Below are 19,967 nucleotides of genomic sequence, written 5' to 3' on the forward strand. Positions count from 1 at the left end.
ATGAAAAACGCAGCGGACAGCGGGGTTGGCATGGTGGGGGCATGGGTGCGTGGCCTGGTTCTGGGCCTGATGGCGACAGCGGCGCCGATGGCGGCGCTGGCCCAGGGCATGCCGGTGCCGGAGATCGCGGGGCACCTCCTGGGGCCGGTGGCCACCCCGCACAGCATCACCCTGAACGGCAGGGCCGTCCGCTACACCGCCACCTTCGCGGAGACGGTGCTGAAGGACGACGGCGGCAAGCCGCTGGCGACGCTGTCATCCACCGCCTATGTGGCCAGCCCGGTGCTGAAGGCCCGGCCGGTGCTGTTCGTCTTCAACGGCGGGCCCGGCGCCTCCTCCTCCCCCTTGCATTTCGGCGCCTTCGGCCCGCGCAGCATCGTGAAGGGGGCGGACGGAAACCGTAGCTTGGCCGACAATCCGCACAGCCTGCTGGCCGACGCCGATCTGGTGTTCATCGACCCGGTGGGCACGGGCTTCAGCCGCGTGCTGCCGGGCGGCGACGGCCATCCCTATTGGACCCCCGAAGGCGACGCCCAGGCGGTGCTGGGCCTGATCCGCGATTGGCTGCGCGACAATGGCCGGACGGCGTCGCCCGTCTATCTGGCCGGTGAAAGCTATGGCGGCTTTCGCCTGGCCACCATGATGAAGTTCGCCAGCGACACCCCCATCGCCGGGTTGGTCCTCATCTCCCCCGCGTTGGACTTCTCCGCTACCGCGGACGATCCGGGCAACGACCTGCCCCATATCTTCGAACTGCCGGCCATGGCGGTGACGGCGTGGAAGCACGGCCGCGCCAAGATCGACGCCCAGACGCCGGAACAGGTGTTCCAGGTGGCGGCCGACTACGCCCAGGGCCCCTATGCGCTGGCCTTGCTGAAGGGCGGCCGTCTGCCGGTGGCGGAGCGGGAGGCCGTGGCCGCCCGTCTGGCCGACCTGATCGGCCTGCCGGCCAAGACCATCGCGGATGCCAATTTGCGGGTCGACACCCAAGTCTTCCTGGACACACTGCTGGTTGACCAGGGCCTGGTGGTCGGGCGCCTGGATGGCCGCGTCACCGGCCCGGCGCCCAAGGACGCCCCGGCCGATCGTCCCGCCGCCGCCAAGGACCCGGCGCTGGGGCTGGGCCGCAGCAATGTCATCACCTCCACCGTGGCCACCGACTATTTCAGGCATGAGCTGAACCTGCCGGTGGACCGCGATTATGTGTCCCTGACGCTGGACGTCAATTTCAGCTGGAACTACATGCCCACCCGGCGGGACCAGACCTTCTATGTCAACGCCGCGCCCAACATCGCCACGGTGATGAAGGCCCAGCCCAAGACCCGCCTGCTGCTGGTCGGCGGCTATTATGACATGGCGGTACCGCTGCTTTCAGCCCGCTATGCCATTGACCGAGCCGGCATTCCCCTTGACCGCGTGACCGTTGCCGCCTTCGATGCGGGCCACAGCCCCTTTGAGGGGGAGGCTGGGTTGGCACGGATGCAGGAGATGATGCATGGCTTCTTGGTGGGGCGTTAAACAGGCCGCGACGGCCATCAGCCTGGTGTTGCTGACGGCGACGGGAGCGCGGGCGGCCAGCCTGCACCAGTACACCGGCCTTACCCTGTCGGGCGACGCCAGGCGCCTGGCGGCGGTGGAGGCCGACAAGGCCGAGGGGGCGGGCAGCGCCGGCCATGGCGCCGTGGTGGTGCGTGACACCAACGGAACGGTCACGGCGAGGCTGGATCCCTGCGGCAGCTGTCGCTATGCCGGCCCCGCCTGGTCGCCGGATGACCGCGCCCTGGCCTTTGTCGCCACCGCCGGCGGGCAGGCCAGCCTCTATGTGGCGGAAGGGGCGGCGGTGCGCGTCGTGGCCGTCATCCAGGGCCTGGCCAGCACGCCGCGCTGGTCGCCGGACGGTCGCGAGGTCGCCCTGCTGGTGACCGAGAACGCCCAGAAGGAGGCTGGCGCCACCCATGCCGGCGCCCGCCAGGTGGGGGAGCAGGGGGAGGGCGACGACGTCCAGCGCATCGCCATCGTCACCATCGCCACCGGTGGGGTGCGGCTGGTCAGCCCCGACAAGACCTACGTCTACGAATATGACTGGCTGCCGGACGGCACCGGTTTCGTCGGCACCGCCGCCGAGGGCAACGGTGACAACAACTGGTGGATCGCCAGCCTGCGCGCCTTTGGCCGTGACGGCTCGGCCCGAATCATCGCCGCCCCGCAGACCCAGATCGCCTTTCCGCGCGTTTCGCCGGACGGACGGTCGGTCGCCTATATCGGTGGCCTGATGAGCGACTTCGGCTCCTTCGGCGGCGATGTCTTCACCGTGCCGCTGAAGGGCGGGGAACCCACGGACGTCACCGCCAATTTCACCGGCAGCGTCACCTCCATCGCCTGGCGGGGCAGCCGGCTGATGGCCGGCGTCACCGTGGGCGGGGGCACCGGCAGCGCCGTCATCGACCCGGTCAGGGGCGGCGTCAGTGAGGTCAGGACGGCGGCCGTCACCCGCGCCGCCGGTGACGGCCGGATGGCGCTGGACCGGTCCGGCACCCACGCCGCCTGGGTGGCGGAGGGCTTCGATTTCGGCGCCCGCGTCGAATATGGCCGGCTGGGCAGCTTGGCCGCCATCACCCACGACAACGACGCCCTGACCCCGCTGGTCACCGCCACCAGCCTCAGCTGGAAGAACGAGGGGATGACCGTCCAGGGCTGGCTGATCAGCCCCACGGCGGCGCTGGCGCCGGGGGCCAAGCGACCCATGGTGGTCCACGTCCACGGCGGGCCATCGGCGGCCTTCACCCCGCATTTCGTCTGGGGTGACATCATGGCCGCCTTCGCCAAGGCGGGCTATGCCGTGTTCCAGCCCAACCCGCGTGGCAGCTTCGGCCAGGGGCTGGCCTTCACCCGCGCCAACATCCGCGACTTCGGCGGTGGCGATTTGCGCGACATCCTCACCGGCATCGATGCGGTGGAGTCCCAGGCCGCCGTCGATGACGCCCGGCTGATGATCTACGGTCGCAGCTATGGCGGCTTCATGAGCATGTGGGCCATCACCCAGACCCAGCGGTTCAAGGCGGCCGCGATCGGCGCCGGGCTGTCGGACTGGTATTCCTACTACGGCCAGAACGGCATCGACCGCTGGATGATCCCCTTCTTCGGCAAGTCCGCCTACGAGGACCCGGAGATCTATGATCGGCTCTCCCCCATCCGCTACATCCGCAATGTGAAGACGCCGACCCTGCTGCATGTCGGGGAGCGGGATATCGAGACGCCGGTGATGCAGACGCGCGAATTCTGGCATGGCCTGCGGGCCATGGGCGTGGACACCAGCTTCGTCATCTACGCCGATGAGGGGCACGCCCTGCAAAATGCTGAGAACATTGAAGATTTGAACCGGCGCATCATCGACTGGTTCGATCGCCACATCGGCGGTGGCCAGCCGGTGAACTGAGGCGGGGTGGCGCCGGCACCCTTATGCCGGGATCAGCATCAGGGGGGCATAGTTTATGCGGCGCCGGAGTGTTTTTTCCCGCATCGGCATAATCTATTCCCCCGGCCCGCGATAGGCTTTCCCCAATACAGGGATCCCCTGGCCCGGCGGCCCGAGACAGGCGCCGGCCAGGCCGGGCCGTTCATCGGCCCGTTGGGAAAAAGCAGGAGCATCGGGCATGAAGAAGCGCGTTTCCCCCCGCCATCCGGCATCCAAAGCCCCGCTGTGGGCGGGCGCCCTGCTGGCGCTGGCCGTTGGGATGCAGGGAGAGGCGCTGGCCGCCGCCGTCACCGAGAAGCTGGTCATCGTCCAGAACGGGGAGACTATCGGCACCGTCACCGGCACCACGGACGGCAAATCGGTCACCGTGGACTATTACGTCGATGACAACGGCCGGGGCCCGAAGCACAAGGAAACCCTGACCATCGGGGCGGGCGACATTCCCACCAGCTGGACCGTGGCCGGCACCTCCCTCATGGGGGGCGGCGTCAATGAGAGCTTCAAATGGGAAGCGGGTCAGGCCAGTTGGACCAGCCAGGCGGACAAGGGCGCGGCGCAATCGGCCAAGACGCCGCTATACGTCGTCAACGACGATAGCCCCTGGGCGCTGGGCGTGTATGCCCGCGCCCTGCTGAAGGCGCCGGGCAATACCCTGCCGCTGCTGCCGTCCGGTTCCATGCGGCTGGTCAAGCTCAGCACCCCCACATTGGGCACGGGCAAGGACGCCGTGCCGCTGACCCTCTACCGGATCGAGGGTGTGCAACTGTCCCCCGACTATGTGTTGCTGGATAAAGCCGGCCGCCTGTTCGCCACCTTCGGGGGCCACGACCTAGCCATCCGCCAGGGCTATGAGAAGGAGGTGCCGGTCCTCCAGGCGATGGGGGCTGAGGCGGCGCGCACCCTGGCCCGCGAGCGGCAGAAGGCCCTGGCCCACCGCTACAGCCAGCCGGTGCGCATCCGCAACGTCCATGTCTTCGACCCACGCACGGGTACCGTCGGCGGCCTTTCCACCGTCATCGTCCTGCGTGACCGTGTCACCGCCGTGTTGCCGGCGGACCAGGATCCCGTCAACGGGACCGCGCCGGATGACCAGGTGATCGTGGACGGGCAGGGCGGCACCCTGGTGCCGGGCCTGCACGACATGCATTCGCACACCACCCTGGACAGCGGCCTGTTCTATCTGGCGGCCGGCGTCACCGACGTGCGCGACATGGGCAACGACAACGCCTTCCTGCAGGATCTGATGCCCCGCATCGAGGCCGGCGAATTGGCGGGGCCGCGCATCACCCCCAACGGCTTCCTGGAAGGGCGCAGCCCTTATTCCGCGCGCCTTGGCATCATTCCGGAAACGGTGGCGGACGCGGTCAAGGCGGTGGACTGGTATGCCGACCGCGGCTATTTCCAGATCAAGATCTACAATTCCATGACTCCGGATTGGGTGCGCCCCATTGCGGATGAGGCGCACAAGCGCGGCATGACCGTCACCGGCCACGTGCCGGCCTTCGACACGCCCGATCGCGTCATCAAGGACGGCTATAGCGAGGTCACGCACATCAACCAGCTGATGCTGGGCTGGCTGCTGAAGCCGGGGGAGGACACGCGCACGCCCCTGCGCCTCACGGCGATGGCGCGGGCCGCCGACCTGGACCTGAACTCGGCCCCGGTACAGGCGACGATGAAGCTGATGGTGGACGGTCACATCGCCCACGACCCCACCGCCGTGATCCTGGAGCGCCTGATGCTGAGCCGTGCGGGTGTGACCCCACCGGGCGATGTCGATTATCTCGACAACATGCCCATCGGCTATCAGCGCTACCGCAAGCGTACCTTCGTGCCGCTGAAGTCGGCGGCCGACGACCAGGCCTACGTCCAGGCCTTCGCCAAGGTGCTGGCGACGCTGAAGCTGCTGCACGACAAGGGCATCCGCCTGCTGCCCGGCACCGATGACGTCACCGGTTTCACCGTCCATCGCGAGCTGGAGCTGTACACCCTGGCCGGCATCAGCACCGCCGAAGCCCTGCGTCTGGGCACCCTGTCGCCGGAGGAATATATGGGCCATCCCGACCTGGGCACCATCGGACGCGGCAAGCTGGCCGATCTGTTCCTGATCGCCGGCAACCCCGTGGATGACATCCGCGCCATCAAGAGGCCGCGTCTGGTGATGAAGGGGGGCGCTGTCTACTACCCCAGCGAAATCTACCAGTCGTTGAGCATCAAGCCCTTCGCCGATGCGCCGCCGGTGACGGTGCCGGCCCCGTCCGCGGGTCCGGGCGCCAGCCTGGGCGTGCCCGGCATGTTCGGCGGCGGCCATGATGATGACCTGGGCGACTGATACGGCGGAGATGGGGGAGCGATCATGGGCACGATGAAAACGGCGTTGATGGCAGGGGTGGTGCTGGCGGGCCTGGCGTTGACGGGCGGGGCCCCGGCGGCGGAGGCGGGCGGGGGGCCCATCTCCGCCGCGGCACCGCGCGTGTTCAGCAGCGAGCACACCGGCACCTTCAACGGGCGGACGCTGCGCTACCGGGCGACGGTGGCGGAAACCATCCTGACCGACGCCGCCGGGCAGAAGACGGCCAGCGTCTTCACCACCAGCTATGTCCGCACCGACCTGCCCAAGGGCACGGTGCGGCCGGTGGTCTTCGTCTTCAACGGTGGCCCCGGCTCCGCCAGCCTGTGGCTGCACATGGGCTTCGTCGGTCCCCGGCGGGTGGATTTCGCCGATCCCGTGCATCCGCCCACCACGCCGCCCTTCCACACGGTGGACAACCCGGATAGCCCGCTGGATGTGGCCGACATCGTCCTGATCGACCCGCCCGGCACCGGCTACAGCCGCATCCTGCCCGACGGCAAGCCGGAGCAGTTCTACGGCACGGCCCAGGACGCGCAGATGACGGTGGGGATCATCGAGCGGTGGACGCGGGAGAACGACCGGGGCAACGCGCCCAAGTTCCTGATGTCGGAGAGCTACGGCACCATTCGCGCCGCCGTGGTCGCCCGCCTGCTGGCCGGCGGTCCCATGGCCACCGGCACCATGGATGGCCTGACGCTCAACGGCATCATCCTGCTGGGCCAGGCCATGGACATGTCGGGTTCGGGCGGGGAGGATGCGCGCGCCCTCACGGCCCTGCCCACCCTGGCCGCCACCGCCTGCTATCACCACAAGGGTCCGGCTGGCTGCACGCCGCAGGGCCAGGTGGCCGCCGCCCAGGCGTTCGCGTCCGACCGCTACCTCAAGGCGCTTTACGCCGGCAATACCCTGCCGGAGGCGGAGCGTGAGGCGGTGACCACCCAGTTGGCCACGCTGACCGGCCTGTCGTCGGCCGTCATCCGTGCCAACGATCTGCGCATCACCTCCACCACCTTCGCCCATGAACTGCTGGCGGAAGGTGGGCAGGAGGTCGGCGCCTATGATGGCCGCTACACCCTGCCGCTGGCCGGCAGCGGCAAGGACCCGGTGGCCGACGACCCGGCCATGGGTCAGTACGTGCCGGGCTTCGTCGGCGCTTTCAACGACTACATCCGCCACGATCTGGGCGTCAGTCTGCCCGAGGCGTATGAGCCCATCGCCTTCCGCGCGGTCAACGGCCCCTGGGACTACGGCCAGGGGCCAGGCGTGCCCATCTACGCCAACCATGCGAAGGACCTGGCCACGGCCATGCGCCGCAACCCGCGCCTGCGGGTCATGATCGGCGCCGGCTACTATGATCTGGTGACCACCTTGGGCTCCGCCGCCTATACGGTCGCCCATTCCGGCATTCCCCAGGACCGTACGGAAACGCACCTCTACCCCTCGGGCCACATGCCCTATCTGGGGAACGAGGCGCGGGCGGCCCTGGCGCGCGATGTCCGCGCCTTCCTGAGCAAGTAGTGTTCCCTCAAGCGCCGGGCGCGGCCATTCGGCCGCTTGGCTTCCTCGCTGCGCCCTGCGGTGCTCGCTCCGGCGGACGCGGTCGCATCCTGCAACGGCATGGTTATGCCGTTGGTCGAGCAAATTTAGGATTGGTTTATTGCCCATGAGCGACACCAAAGCCGGCCTGAAGCAGGGCGTCACCCTGATCGACCTGGTGATGCTGGGGGCGGGCACCGCCATTGGCGCCGCCATCTTCTCCGTCCTGGGGCCCGCCACCCAGCTGGGCGGCGCCGGCATCCTGGTGGCGGCGGGCCTGGCCGCCTTGCCCATGGTGCTGTTCGCCCTGGTGTATGCCTACATGGCCTCCGCCGTGCCGCGCACCGCCGCCTCCTACGAATGGCAGCGGCAGTTCAGCCATCCCCTCATCGCCTTCGCCATCGTCTGGCTGCGGGTGCTCAGCAACGCCGTGGTCATGATCGTGCTGGGCCGGGTGCTGATGAACTATCTGGGCATGGTGCTGCCCCTGCCGGCGGCGCCGGTTATCTTGGGCCTGTTCACCCTGATCTTCGCCCTGAACTACCGGGGCGTGGCGGTGGCGGCGCGCGCGCAGACGGTGCTGATGATCATGCTGCTGGCCCTGTTCGCCGTGCTGGTGGTCAGCGGTGTTCCCTATATGAAGCCCCAGCTGTTCGTGGAGGCGGTGACCGGCGGCTGGACGCCCATCCTGGCCGCCCTACCGCTGATGATCCAACTGTTCCTGGGCATAGAGACCGCCACCGAGGTGGGGGAAGAGGTCAAAAACGCCAAGACGGTGGTGCCCTGGGGCATCGCGCTGGGCCTGTTGCTGACCGTGGTGGTCTATGTCGCCGTCAGCTTCACGGCGCTCAGCGTCGTGGGACCGGCGGAACTGGGGGCCGCCAAGGCCCCATTGCTGCTGGTGGCGCAAACCACGCTGGGCCGCTGGGCCACGCCGCTGATCGTCACGGCGGCGGTGGCGGCGCTGATCAAGTCGATGAACGCCATCTTCCTGGTCTATGCCCGCTTCCTCTACGCCATGGGCGCGAGTGGCGTGCTGCCGGCTCCCCTGGGCCGCATCCACCCGCGCTTCGGCACGCCGCACGTGGCGACCTGCGTCGCTTTCCTGGCTTCCTGCGCCGGCCTGCTCCTGCCCGACAGCCTCCTGTTCCTGCTGCTGTCCATCAACGTGCCGACGATGTTGAAGTATTTCGGCTCGTGCCTGGCCGCCTACAACGTCGCCGACCGGCATCCGGAGGTGCGGGCCCAGGCCCGGTTGCGCTTCAGTCCGGCCCTGGTGAAGGCGCTGGCGGCCCTGGGCATGCTGGCCGCCTTGATTATCGCCGGCTTGGGCTTCGGCACGGACTGGCGGCCCTATGCCCTGCTGCTGGTCTGGCTGGCGTTGGGCCTGGCCTACTATTTCCAGACCCAGCGCCGGCCCGTCGCCACCAACGCCGGGTAACCCGCACCGTCCCGACAGCCGGCCCCCTTCGCCCGCGTGCCAACAGCGGGCGGAGCCTTGGCCCCGCGCGGCGGATCGCTGCAGCGACAAATTTTCCACTTGCGGCAACGGAATCCGGACGAGCCGCCGTGTAGCTCCACGGTCTAGTTCACTTCTCCCGATGCCCATATGACATCACGACACCTGGTGCCCGGCTTGGGGCGGGCACGCGCTTACGCCGTCCGCCTTTCGCGCGCGGTGGCGCCCTTCGTTTTCCTCAGCCCTTTGCTTGCGGCCGGCTGCGCCGTCGGGCCGGACTATCGTCCGCCCCAGCAGCCGGTACCGGCCGAATGGGCCAACGGATCGCCCGCCACCACGGGCGCGTTGGCGCTGTCGCGCTGGTGGCAGCGGCTGGATGACCCGCTGCTGGACACCCTGGTGGAGAAGGCGGTGCAGGGCAATCTGGACGTCGCCTCGGCCAAGGCCAAGATCCGTGAGGCGCGGGCCAGCTATCGCCAGGCGGGTGGCGCTCTGCTGCCCACCCTCAGCGGCTCCGGCAGCTATACCCGCAGCAAGAGCGCCAGTGGCACCACGTCCAGCCTGGTCGGGCAGAGCGATGTCGCGAACCAGTTCCAGCTGGGCTTCGACGCCAGTTGGGAACTGGACCTGTTCGGCGCCAACCGCCGCGCGGTGGAGGCGGCGGGCTATGGCCTGGCCGCGACCGAGGAGGATCTGCGCGACACCTTGTTGACCCTGGTGGGCGATGTCGCCGCCTATTACGTGGAGGCACGGGGCTATCAGGCGCGGCTGGACCTGGCCCGGCGGACGGCCGCCGCCCAGCGCGAGACGGCGGATCTGACGCGCGTGAAGTTCGACACCGGCGCGCTCGCCGCCACCGACGCCGCCAGCGCCGAAGGCCAGGCCGCCAGCACCGAGGCGCAGATCCAGGCGTTGGAAAGTTCCTACGCCGAGGCGGTGCACCGCCTGGGAATCCTGCTGGGCCGGGAGCCAGGGGCGCTGACCCAGGTTTTGGCCGGGGCTGGGACGATCCCCAAGGCGCCCACGGCCTTGCCGGCCGGCATACCGGCGGACATCCTGTCCGCCCGTCCCGACGTGCGCGCGGCGGAGCGGCGCCTGGCCCAATATACCGCCAAGATCGGCGAGGCGGAGGCCGCGCGCTATCCCAGTGTCAGCCTGACGGGCAGCGTCACCACCACCGCCGCCCAGGCGGGCAACCTGGCCAAGGGATCAGCCATCGGTTGGTCCTTCGGCCCCACCCTCAACGTGCCCCTGTTCCAGGGCGGCCAACTGGAGGCGGCGGTGGATGTGGCGGTCGCGCAACGCGACCAGTACGCCATCACCCTCCGCAGCACGGTGCTCACCGCCCTGGAGGATGTGGAGAACGCGCTGGTGGCCCTGGCCAAGGAACGGGCGCGCAACGAGCGCCTGGCCGTCTCCGCCACCGCCTATCGCCGGGCGGCCGACTTGGCGCTGGCCTTGTACAAGGTCGGCAACACCAGCTTCCTGGAGGTGCTGGAGGCCCAGCGCTCCCAGTACTCCGCTGAAGACTCCCTGGTCCAGAGCGATGCCGCCATCGCCAGCGACTATATCGCCCTCAACAAGGCGCTGGGCGGCGGCTGGGATGGCGCCATTGACGCCGATCCGCCCGCCGCAACCCCGTCGAACATCGCGCTTGCCTCTGGATCCGCCATGCCCACCACCCCCGTATCCGCCACCGCCCCCGCCACCAAGACGGAAGGGGGGCGGTGATGAAGAAAAGCATCCTGATCGCCGGTGGTGTCCTGGCTTTGGCCGGTGCCGGCTTCGCCGCCAAGTCCTTCCTGTTCCGGCCATCGCCGCCCGCCTTCATGACGGCACCCGTCATGGTGGGGGATGTCGAGGAAAGCATCCTGGCCAATGGCAAGCTGAAGCCCGCGCGCCTGGTGGCCGTGGGGTCCCAGGCCACGGGCCGCGTCACCGCGCTGAAGGTGGCGCTGGGCCAGCGGGTGGCCAAGGGCGATCTTGTCGCGACCATCGACAGCACCACCCAGGAAAACAACCTGAAGACGGAGCAGGCGGCGCTGGCCAGCGTTCGCGCCCAGCGTGATGAGAAGGTGGCCGCGCTGACGTTGGCGCAGCAGACGCTAGCCCGGCAGCAGGCCATGACACCGCTGCGTGCCGTGTCCCAGGCCGACCTGCAATCCGCCGAGTCCGATGTGGCGCAGTACAAGGCCCAGATCAAGTCGCTGGACGCCCAGATCGTGGAGGCCGAGGTGGCGGTCAGCACGGCGGCCATCAACCTGGGCTATACCCAGATCACCGCACCCATCGACGGCACGGTGCTGTCCATCGTGACCCAGGAAGGCCAGACGGTGAACGCCGCCCAATCGGCCCCCACCATCGTCATCCTGGGCCAGCTGGACACCATGACGGTGCGCACGGAGATCTCGGAGGCCGACGTGGTGCGGGTGGCGCCGGGGCGGCCCGTGTACTTCACCATCCTGGGTGACCGGGATCACCGCTACGACACGACGCTGACCTCCATCGAGCCGGCGCCGGAAAGCATCACCAGCGACAGCAGCATCACCTCCAGCTCGTCGACCAGCTCATCCTCCTCATCATCCTCCAGTTCGACGGCCATCTATTACAACGGCCTGTTCAACATCCCCAATCCGGAGGGGCGCCTGCGCACGTACATGACAGCGGAGGTGCACATCGTCCTGGGCCAGGCCAAGGGCGTGCTGACCGTGCCATCCTCCGCCCTGGCCAAGGGACCGGACGGCGCCCACATGGTGCGCGTCATGGACAGCCAAGGCCAGATCACCCCCCGGCGGGTGGAGATCGGCCTGAACAACAAGGTCACGGCCGAGGTGAAGTCCGGCCTGAAACAGGGGGAGCGCGTGGTGACGGGCGAGCTTAGCGGCGACGCCAAGACCAACACCTCCATGATGATGGGGCCGCCTCCGGGCGGTGGGGGCGGTCCGCCCCCCGGTGGCGGCGGCGGGCCGGGGTTCTGATGCCATGACGGTTCCCCTCATCGTCCTGACCGACCTTTGCCGTCAGTTTCCCTCGGGCGACGGCATGATCACGGTGCTGAAGAACGTCAATCTGACGATTGATGCCGGCGAGATGGTGGCCATCGTCGGCGCTTCCGGTTCCGGCAAGTCCACGCTGATGAACATCCTGGGCTGCCTCGACCGGCCCAGCAGCGGCAGCTACCGCTATGCCGGCCGGGAGACGGGCGCGCTGGCGCCCGACGAACTCGCCGCGCTACGCCGCGAGGGCTTCGGCTTCATCTTCCAGCGCTATCAGCTGATGAAGGAACTGACGGCGGTGGGCAACGTGGAGATCCCGGCGATCTACGCCGGGGCGGCCTCGGAACACCGCCAACGCCGGGCCATGGACCTGTTGGATCGGCTGGGCATGCGCGACCGCGCCAGTCATCGGCCGGGCCAGCTGTCGGGTGGACAGCAGCAGCGCGTCTCCATCGCCCGCGCGCTGATGAACGGCGGCAACGTCATCCTGGCGGACGAACCCACCGGCGCCTTGGACAGCCGAAGCGGCGACGAGGTGCTGCGCATCCTGGATGAGCTGCATGCCGAGGGGAAGACGATCATCATCGTCACCCACGACATGGCCATCGCCAACCGCGCCGAACGCATCATCGAGATCCGGGACGGCGCCATCGTCGCCGACCGGCGCACGCCCCGGCCGGCGCCCGTCGCCGCCATGGGGCCGGGCGGCATGACGGCGGAACCGGCGGCCCGTCTCGCCACCCCCTGGCGGGCCTATGTGGATCGTTTCAACGAGGCGTTCCTGATGGCGCTGCACGCCATGCGGGTCCATGGTCTGCGGACCTTCCTGACCATGCTGGGCATCATCATCGGCATCGCCTCGGTCGTGTGCGTCGTGGCCCTGGGCACGGGCACGCAGAAGAAGGTGCTGGAGAACATCGCCAGCCTGGGCACCAACACGCTGGAAATCTTTCCCGGCAAAAGCCTGGGCGACCCCCGCTCCGGCCGGGTGACCACCCTGGTGGTGGCCGACGCGGATGAACTGGCCAAACAGCCCTACGTCGCCGCCGTCACCCCCACCGTTTCCACCAGCCGCACCGTGCGGTATGGGGCGGACGAGGCCACCGCCCAGGTGAATGGCGTGGGTGAGGGCTATTTCGCCACCAAGGGCCTGAAGCTGTCGCAGGGCCGCTTTTTCGACGCTGATAGCCGCCACGCCATGGCGCTGGAGGTCGTGATCGATGACAACACCCGCAAGACCTTCTTCGGCGATGGCGCCGTCAGCCCCCTGGGGCAGGTCGTGTTCATCGGCACGGTGCCCTGCCGCATCGTCGGCGTGACCAAGGCGCAGCAGAACGGTTTCGGTTCCAGCCAGAATCTGTCCGTCTATCTGCCGTACACCACGGTCCAGACGCGCTTCCTGGGGGATCGCACGCTGCGCAGCATCACCGTGCTGGTCGCCGACGAGGTGTCCACCAGCCTGGCGGAACAGGCCGCCACCAGCTTCCTGACGCAGCGCCATGGCAGCAAGGATTTCACGGTGCTCAATACCGACGACATCCGTCAGACCATCACCAGCACGACACAGACCTTGACCTTGCTGGTGGCGTCCATCGCCGTGATTTCGCTGATCGTCGGCGGCATCGGCGTCATGAACATCATGCTGGTGTCGGTGTCGGAGCGGGTGAACGAGATCGGCGTGCGCATGGCCGTTGGCGCCCGCCGGCACGACATCCTGCAGCAGTTCCTGATCGAGGCGGTACTGGTCTGCCTGATCGGCGGCCTGTTGGGGGTGGGCGTGGCCCTGGGCTTCGGTGCCCTGTTCGCCGTGCTGGACACCGGCTTCACCATGGTCTACTCGCCGGCGTCCATGGTCGCGGCTTTCCTCTGCTCCACCCTCATCGGCGTGGTCTTCGGCTATCTGCCCGCGCGCAACGCCTCGCGGCTGGACCCCGTGGTGGCGCTGGCCCGCGACTGAACCGGTGGCGGCGGGTTCCCTTCAGCCCGCCGCTTCCAGCGCCCTGTTCTCCTCATCCGTGAACAGGCGCGACCGGGTGAGGAAGCGCAGGCCCTCCGGCCCTTCCAGGGAGAACATGCCGCCCCGGCCGGGCACCACGTCTATGGTCAGGCGGGTATGCCGCCAATACTCGAACTGCGCCTTGCCCATGTAGAAGGGCTGCCCGCCGATCTCCCCCAGCCGCACGTCGCTGTCGCCCACCATGAACTCGCCGCGGGGGTAGCACATGGGCGCGCTGCCGTCGCAGCAGCCGCCGGACTGGTGAAACAGCAGGGGGCCGTGGCGGGCCTCCAGCCTTTTGATCAGATCCAGCGCCGCCGGGGTCGCGTCGACGCGTACCACGGTGGGCCGGACCACCTTTTCAGATGGTCCGGGGTCCGTGACGGCCTGGCTCTCCAGGCCGGTCATCAGAAGAAGCCCAGGGCGTTGGGGCTGTAGCTGATCAGCTGGTTCTTGGTCTGCTGATAATGCTCCAGCATCATGGCGTGGTTCTCCCGCCCGATGCCGGACTGCTTGTAGCCACCGAAGGCCGCGTGCGCCGGGTACAGGTGGTAGCAGTTGGTCCACACCCGGCCCGCCTGGATTTCCCGCCCGAAGCGGTAGGCGCGGTTGATGTCCCGCGTCCATACCCCGGCGCCCAGGCCATAGAGCGTGTCGTTGGCGACGTGCAGCGCCTCTTCCTCATCCTTGAAGGTGGTGACGGCCACGACGGGGCCGAAAATCTCCTCCTGGAAGATGCGCATGCGGTTGTTGCCCTCGAACACCGTGGGCTGGACGTAGAAGCCGCCGGCCAGATCGCCCGACAGTTCCGTCCGGCCGCCGCCGGCCAGCACCTTGGCCCCTTCCTTTTTGCCGATGTCCAGGTAGGAGAGGATCTTCTCCAATTGTTCGCTGCTGGCCTGGGCGCCGATCATGGTGTCGGGATCCAACGGGTTTCCCTGCTTGATGGCCCGGACGCGGGCCAGCGCCCTATCCATGAAACGGCCGTACAGGCTTTCCTGGATCAGGGCGCGCGAGGGGCAGGTGCAGACCTCCCCCTGGTTCAGCGCGAACATGACGAAGCCCTCGATCGCCTTATCCAGGAAGGCGTCGTCCTGCGCCGCGACGTCATCGAAGAAGATGTTGGGCGACTTGCCACCCAGTTCCAGCGTCACCGGGATCAGGTTCTGCGAGGCGTACTGCATGATCAGGCGGCCGGTGGTGGTCTCACCGGTGAACGCGATCTTGGCGATGCGCGCGCTGCTGGCCAGGGGCTTGCCGGCCTCCACGCCGAAGCCGTTGACCACGTTCAGCACCCCCTTGGGCAACAGGTCCTGGATCAGTTCGACCAGCACCAGGATGCTGAGGGGGGTCTGTTCGGCGGGCTTCAGCACCACGCAGTTGCCGGCGGCCAGCGCTGGGGCGAGCTTCCACACCGCCATCAGGATGGGGAAGTTCCAGGGGATGATCTGGCCCACCACGCCCAGGGGCTCATGATAGTGATAGGCCACGGTGTCGTGGTCGATCTCCGAAATCCCGCCTTCCTGGGCGCGGATGGCGGCGGCGAAATAGCGGAAATGATCGGCGGCCAGGGGGATGTCGGCGGCGCGCGTCTCGCGGATGGGCTTGCCGTTGTCCCAGGTTTCCGCCGTCGCCAGGGTTTCCAGGTTGTCGTCGATGCGTTGGGCGATCCGTTCCAGGACGCGGGCCCGATCGGCGGCGGAGGTGCGGCCCCAGGCGCGCTTGGCGGCGTGCGCCGCGTCCAGCGCGCGCTCGATATCCTCCGCGTTCGACCGGGGCACCTCGCAGAGGGGCTGGCCGGTGATGGGGGTGGTGTTCACAAAATACTGTCCGGACGCCGGCGGTACCCATTCGCCCCCGATGAAGTTGCCGTAGCGGGGTTTGAACGACACCGGGCTGCCGTACTGTCCGGGCGCGATCTTGGCCATGTAACGTGTCCTCCAGCTATTTTGCGCCTCATGCGGGCGGTTTTCGCGAAGGTGGTATTGGCAAGGGGCGTGCCACGGCGGGAACCGTCCCGCCAAATCCAGCATGATCAACCGCTTACGGCATGCCACCAAGGTCCTGTTGCGGGCAGGGGCCATCTGTCCCATGCTTCATCGCGAAGACGGGTGCCGGACCTGTCGCACCATGCGACAGTCGCCGCGACACCTGTCGCGACAAACGGGAGGACCGCGATGGTGAACGCTCCGGTTCCGGCGGCGGTTTTGGCCAGCGCACGCGAACGGCTGATGGACCCCGGTGGCCTGTCGCCGACCTTGGACCCCGGCGGCCTGTGGCCGACCTTGGATGACGCGCCCATTCCGCCAGTGATCGTGCGCTCCTGGCGGCGTTGCGCCGATCGTGGCCTGCGCGCCGACCGCCCCGCCCACCAGGATCCGCTGTCGCGGGCCGACTTGGCGGCGCTGCGCGAGCGGCACAATACCCTGATGCGTCTTGCGACACCTGAGCTGGACACCCTGCACCAGGCCATGCGCGACCTGGGGGGCATGGTGCTGCTGACCAACGACCGGGGCCTGATCCTGGACGCGCGCGGAGAGGGTGGTTTCGTGCGTCGCGCCCGCCGCGTATCCCTGCAACCGGGGGCCGGTTGGGGGGAGGATGACGAGGGTACCAACGCCGTGGGAACGGCGCTGGCGGAGCGTACCCTGATCCAGGTGCGCGGGCCGGAGCATTACCTGACCGACAACGCCTTCCTTATCTGCACCGCCATGCCGGTGATGGACCCTTATGGCACGCTGGCCGGCGTGATCGACCTGTCGGGCGACATGCGCCAGTGGCCGTCAACCACCCAGGGACCCGACGCCCGCGCGCTGGCCAGCCTGGCCGTGGCCCATCTGGAGCATCGCTGGGCGGTCCAGGCGGCGGCTGGGCATGAATTGCTGGTGCGCCTGCATGCCCATCCCGGCTGGCTGGGCACACCTCAGGAAGGGTTGCTGGCGGTGGACGGCGGCGTCATTCGGGCCGCCAGTCCGGCGGCCCTGGCCATGCTGGGCCTGGGGGCGGAGGCCATCGGCGATACCCGGCTGGATGAAGTGCTGGATGGCGCGTTGGCGCCGGGGGAGGGGGTCTTGCGCCCCCGGGACGGTGGGCGGCCCTTGCACGCCCGCGTCACCGCGCCCGCGCGCGGGCGGCCCCTGAAACGGCCACCGGTCCGCCGTCCGGCCCGCACCCCGACGCCGGCCGCCGCCCCTCAGACCATGGGCAGGGATGGCATCCTGTGGGACGCGACCACCCGGCCGCTGCTGGACCGCGCCATCCTGGCGCTGAACGCCGGCATTCCCATCCTGCTGCAGGGGGAAACCGGCACGGGGAAGGAGGTGTTCGTGCGCGCGGCCCACGCGGCCGGTGCCCGCGCGCAGGCGCCTCTGGTGGCGGTCAATTGCGCCGCCATTCCGGAAGGCCTGCTGGAATCGGAACTGTTCGGCTATGAGGACGGCGCCTTCACCGGCGCCCGGCGCGGCGGTCATCGCGGCCAGATCCGCCAGGCCGACGGCGGCCTTCTGTTCCTGGATGAGATCGGCGACATGCCGCCGGCGCTGCAGGCCCGCCTGCTGCGCGTGCTGCAGGATGGCGAGGTGACGCCGGTGGGGGGGCGGCCGGTGAAGGTGGACTTCCGTCTGGTCGCCGCCACCCATCGCGACCTGGCCGCCGCCGTGGCCGCCGGCACCTTCCGCGCCGACCTCTATTACCGGCTGAAGCACCTGGTGGTGACGCTGCCCCCCCTGCGCCAGCGCCCACTGGACAGCATCATCGATGCGCTGATGACGACCTTCGGCGCCGGCGACCGGGGCATCCGCCTGGCCCCAGCCGCCCGCGACCGGCTGCGCCGCCACGACTGGCCGGGCAACCTGCGCGAACTGGCCAACCTGCTGCGGACCTTGGTGGCGTTGTCACCCACAGGCACCTTGATCGCCCCGGCCGACCTGCCGGCGGAGTTGGAGGAGCCTCTTGCGGGAACGGCCGTCTTGGGGGGCGGCGAGGGGCAGGCGGTGCACCCCACCTCCAGCCTCAAGGCGCGGGAGGAAGATGCCATCCGCCAGGCCTTGGCCCGCCACCGGGGTAATGTCAGCGCAGCTGCCCGGGAACTGGGCGTGCACCGCTGCACCCTGCACCGCCGGTTGGCAGAACAGGCGCGAAGCCTTTGATCCACGATTAAATCTGTCGGCAGGGAACTACCGCGCTAGGTGGCAGTCTGAATGTTGGTGGTTTTAGGCCGCGAACAGTGCTGATTGGCTCGAGAATTATTGCGTTTTTCTGTCAAGGGGCAGGAACATGTTCGGAAACATTTTTGTAAAGTCAAAATCAAAAAAAGATCTCCATTTTTTTTCTAAGGAAGTTTTTATCATTCTTGGTGTAATTTCTTACAAATGTAGAGACAGTGAAAGCTATCAAGGGGGAAGATATGTGAGTGGGGAAGCGCTTGGTCTAACTATAAAAATATCTGAGGCTGATGATCCGGATTTTCCGGATTATGACTTTCATATTAATTTTAGACCAATATTTGATTGGGGAAAAACAGATCGGAATTGTCTTGATGGCTTCGCGGATATCGTTGCGAAGCATCTCGCGCGGCACGACATGAAAATAGTTAGGCCCTTGGAGTTCTGGAAATCTGGTGGTGGCTGGGTCGAATATGGAGATTTATAGTTTTATAAAAAATATAAAAACGGTCATAATTCCGTCATCACCATAGAGATGGCGCTGGCTGACCCAGCATCACGGTAACGTCAGCGCCGCCGCCTGGGAACTGGCGTGCACCGCTGCACCCTGCACCGCCGGTTCCAGCCAGACTGTCCTATCCACCAAGGGCGCCGCGCTCAGGGGGCGAGGATGGCCAGCGCCGCCTCCGCCATGGCGCGGTAACCCGCGTCGGATGGATGCAGATGGTCGCCGCAATCGTACTCCGGCCGGATATGATCGGGATGGCCGGGGTCCCGGACGGCGGCATCGAAATCGATCACGTCGTCGAACGCGCCGCTGGTGCGGATCCAGTGGTTGATCTTCTGTCGGATCACCTCCTTCTCCGGTGTCGCATAGCCGGGCAGGGTGGCGCCGAGGGCCGGCGTGAGGGTGGCGCCATGCACAGCCACGTGCCGCGCCCGGGCCCGGGCGATGAGTTGGCTGTATCCGTCGATGATGTCCTCCGCCGTCACGGTGGGATGCGTGGCGCTGGTGCGCAAGGTCGGCAGGCCGCTCAGTCCCAGGTCGTTGATGCCTTCCAGCAGGACGACATCGGTCACGCCGGGCGTCGCCAGCACGTCCCGGTCGAACCGGGCCAGCGCCGACGGCCCCACCTCCCCGCGCAGGATGCGGTTGCCGCCGATGCCGGAGTTGGCGATGCCGATGTTCCGGATACCCCGGGCGCGAAGCAGCGCCGCCAACTGGTCCGGCCAGCCGCGCATCAGCCTATCCTTGGCGCCGAAGCCGTCGGTGATGGAATCGCCGAACGCCACGATGGTCCGGGCCTGTGCGTCGGAGCGGACCAGGATGGCCGAAACGATTTCCCGCGCATCTTCCGCGCGTGCGCCGGGCAGGGTGGGGGCCTCCGTCTGGTCGTCGCCGGGCAGCACGTCGGTGTGGTGGTTGTTGTCCGCTTGCGGCATGGTGACCGGCTGGGGCAGGTGCAGGCTCACCACCAGCACGCCGCCGGCACTGACCGGCATGTCTATCGCTTCGCTCAACAGCGGGGCGCCGGCCAGCACGCGCGCGCTGGCCTGGCCGGCGAAGGTGATGTGGCGGAGGGTCTTTGGCAGCATCTGCCCTTGGTCATCCGCCAGGGCGACGGTCGCATGATCGATGATCAGATCCTGCGGCAGTGTTTCGGCCGACAGCCGGATGCGGATCTGATCGCCGCCGGCGCTGACACGCACCGTGTAGCGCACGGTGCCCTGAAGGTCCGGCGCGGGCTTCCAGAACGGCAGCGGCAATTTCTCAATGGGAAGGGAGGGGCTGGACGCCCAGGTCGTTACCCAGGTGCCAGGGGCATCGGCCCGGGCACCGGCCGATGGGGACAGCGTCATGAAGAAGCCGGCCGTGAGCAGCACGGTGCAGGTCAGGCATCGCCGCATGGATTTTTCCTCCCCGTTGTCTTTCGTTCTTATCGGCGGTCACAGGGCACCGAAGTGCGCGGATAGCCGAAAAATTATCTT

General features: G+C 67.9%; 13 protein-coding genes. 10 read left to right on the forward strand and 3 right to left on the reverse strand.

Annotated elements, in window-relative coordinates; all coding sequences use genetic code 11:
* The 8 genes from FHS74_RS06875 (at window position 1) to FHS74_RS06910 (ending at window position 13,776) form a co-directional block, all read left to right on the forward strand.
* Window positions 1-1,518, forward strand: coding sequence for a S10 family peptidase (locus FHS74_RS06875; RefSeq protein ID WP_184798807.1), 1,518 nt, complete (start codon window positions 1-3; stop codon window positions 1,516-1,518).
* Entirely contained in the window at window positions 1,496-3,436 is a 1,941-nt protein-coding gene (locus tag FHS74_RS06880; RefSeq protein WP_184798809.1) for a S9 family peptidase, read from the forward strand. The genes FHS74_RS06875 and FHS74_RS06880 overlap by 23 nt, the downstream gene beginning before the upstream one ends.
* Window positions 3,437-3,653: 217 nt before the next feature.
* The gene (locus FHS74_RS06885) at window positions 3,654-5,807 is read left to right on the forward strand and encodes an amidohydrolase family protein (RefSeq protein WP_246462952.1); all 2,154 of its coding nucleotides are present in this window, start codon (window positions 3,654-3,656) and stop codon (window positions 5,805-5,807) included.
* A 24-nt stretch (window positions 5,808-5,831) separates the two neighbouring features.
* Window positions 5,832-7,346, forward strand: a complete 1,515-nt coding sequence (locus FHS74_RS06890; protein WP_184798810.1) for a S10 family peptidase — start codon at window positions 5,832-5,834, stop codon at window positions 7,344-7,346.
* Between the two features lie 145 nt (window positions 7,347-7,491).
* The gene (locus FHS74_RS06895; protein ID WP_184798812.1) at window positions 7,492-8,805 is read left to right on the forward strand and encodes an APC family permease; all 1,314 of its coding nucleotides are present in this window, start codon (window positions 7,492-7,494) and stop codon (window positions 8,803-8,805) included.
* Between the two features lie 168 nt (window positions 8,806-8,973).
* Window positions 8,974-10,554, forward strand: a complete 1,581-nt coding sequence (locus FHS74_RS06900) for an efflux transporter outer membrane subunit (protein WP_184798814.1) — start codon at window positions 8,974-8,976, stop codon at window positions 10,552-10,554.
* Window positions 10,554-11,801 (forward strand): efflux RND transporter periplasmic adaptor subunit, encoded by a 1,248-nt coding sequence (locus FHS74_RS06905; RefSeq protein ID WP_184798816.1) that lies wholly within the window; start codon window positions 10,554-10,556, stop codon window positions 11,799-11,801. Before FHS74_RS06900 ends, FHS74_RS06905 begins: the two co-directional genes overlap by 1 nt.
* 4 nt (window positions 11,802-11,805) lie before the next feature.
* On the forward strand, window positions 11,806-13,776 hold the full coding sequence (locus tag FHS74_RS06910) for a MacB family efflux pump subunit (protein WP_184798818.1): 1,971 nt from the start codon (window positions 11,806-11,808) through the stop codon (window positions 13,774-13,776).
* Window positions 13,777-13,797: 21 nt separating this feature from the next.
* Here the strand turns inward: FHS74_RS06910 and FHS74_RS06915 are convergent, their stop codons facing one another.
* Both FHS74_RS06915 and adh read right to left on the reverse strand, forming a co-directional pair.
* Window positions 13,798-14,223, reverse strand: coding sequence for a DUF779 domain-containing protein (locus FHS74_RS06915; RefSeq protein WP_184798819.1), 426 nt, complete (start codon window positions 14,221-14,223; stop codon window positions 13,798-13,800).
* A complete protein-coding gene (adh, locus tag FHS74_RS06920; RefSeq protein ID WP_184798821.1) occupies window positions 14,223-15,743 on the reverse strand; it encodes an aldehyde dehydrogenase in 1,521 nt (506 codons plus the stop codon). Before adh ends, FHS74_RS06915 begins: the two co-directional genes overlap by 1 nt.
* A 249-nt stretch (window positions 15,744-15,992) precedes the next feature.
* Here adh and FHS74_RS06925 point away from each other — a divergent pair, with 249 nt between their 5' ends.
* Window positions 15,993-17,963, forward strand: a complete 1,971-nt coding sequence (locus FHS74_RS06925) for a sigma-54-dependent Fis family transcriptional regulator (RefSeq protein WP_184798823.1) — start codon at window positions 15,993-15,995, stop codon at window positions 17,961-17,963.
* Window positions 17,964-18,090: 127 nt separating this feature from the next.
* Entirely contained in the window at window positions 18,091-18,465 is a 375-nt protein-coding gene (locus FHS74_RS06930) for a hypothetical protein (RefSeq protein WP_184798825.1), read from the forward strand.
* A 170-nt stretch (window positions 18,466-18,635) separates the two neighbouring features.
* Here the strand turns inward: FHS74_RS06930 and FHS74_RS06935 are convergent, their stop codons facing one another.
* On the reverse strand, window positions 18,636-19,886 hold the full coding sequence (locus FHS74_RS06935; protein ID WP_184798827.1) for an SGNH/GDSL hydrolase family protein: 1,251 nt from the start codon (window positions 19,884-19,886) through the stop codon (window positions 18,636-18,638).
* Between the last annotated feature and the right edge of the window lie 81 nt (window positions 19,887-19,967).

This window comes from Nitrospirillum iridis, assembly GCF_014205765.1.
GTDB classification, from domain to species: domain Bacteria; phylum Pseudomonadota; class Alphaproteobacteria; order Azospirillales; family Azospirillaceae; genus Nitrospirillum; species Nitrospirillum iridis.

Excerpts from the sequence above, each read along its gene's own strand:
- FHS74_RS06900 (WP_184798814.1), top strand. The coding sequence starts at position 8,974 with ATGACATCACGACACCTGGTGCCCGGCTTGGGGCGGGCACGCGCTTAC.
- adh (WP_184798821.1), bottom strand. The coding sequence starts at position 15,743 with ATGGCCAAGATCGCGCCCGGACAGTACGGCAGCCCGGTGTCGTTCAAA.
- FHS74_RS06910 (WP_184798818.1), top strand. The coding sequence starts at position 11,806 with ATGACGGTTCCCCTCATCGTCCTGACCGACCTTTGCCGTCAGTTTCCC.
- FHS74_RS06930 (WP_184798825.1), top strand. The coding sequence starts at position 18,091 with ATGTTCGGAAACATTTTTGTAAAGTCAAAATCAAAAAAAGATCTCCAT.
- FHS74_RS06875 (WP_184798807.1), top strand. The coding sequence starts at position 1 with ATGAAAAACGCAGCGGACAGCGGGGTTGGCATGGTGGGGGCATGGGTG.
- FHS74_RS06915 (WP_184798819.1), bottom strand. The coding sequence starts at position 14,223 with ATGACCGGCCTGGAGAGCCAGGCCGTCACGGACCCCGGACCATCTGAA.
- FHS74_RS06895 (WP_184798812.1), top strand. The coding sequence starts at position 7,492 with ATGAGCGACACCAAAGCCGGCCTGAAGCAGGGCGTCACCCTGATCGAC.
- FHS74_RS06880 (WP_184798809.1), top strand. The coding sequence starts at position 1,496 with ATGGCTTCTTGGTGGGGCGTTAAACAGGCCGCGACGGCCATCAGCCTG.
- FHS74_RS06935 (WP_184798827.1), bottom strand. The coding sequence starts at position 19,886 with ATGCGGCGATGCCTGACCTGCACCGTGCTGCTCACGGCCGGCTTCTTC.
- FHS74_RS06925 (WP_184798823.1), top strand. The coding sequence starts at position 15,993 with ATGGTGAACGCTCCGGTTCCGGCGGCGGTTTTGGCCAGCGCACGCGAA.
- FHS74_RS06905 (WP_184798816.1), top strand. The coding sequence starts at position 10,554 with ATGAAGAAAAGCATCCTGATCGCCGGTGGTGTCCTGGCTTTGGCCGGT.
- FHS74_RS06890 (WP_184798810.1), top strand. The coding sequence starts at position 5,832 with ATGGGCACGATGAAAACGGCGTTGATGGCAGGGGTGGTGCTGGCGGGC.
- FHS74_RS06885 (WP_246462952.1), top strand. The coding sequence starts at position 3,654 with ATGAAGAAGCGCGTTTCCCCCCGCCATCCGGCATCCAAAGCCCCGCTG.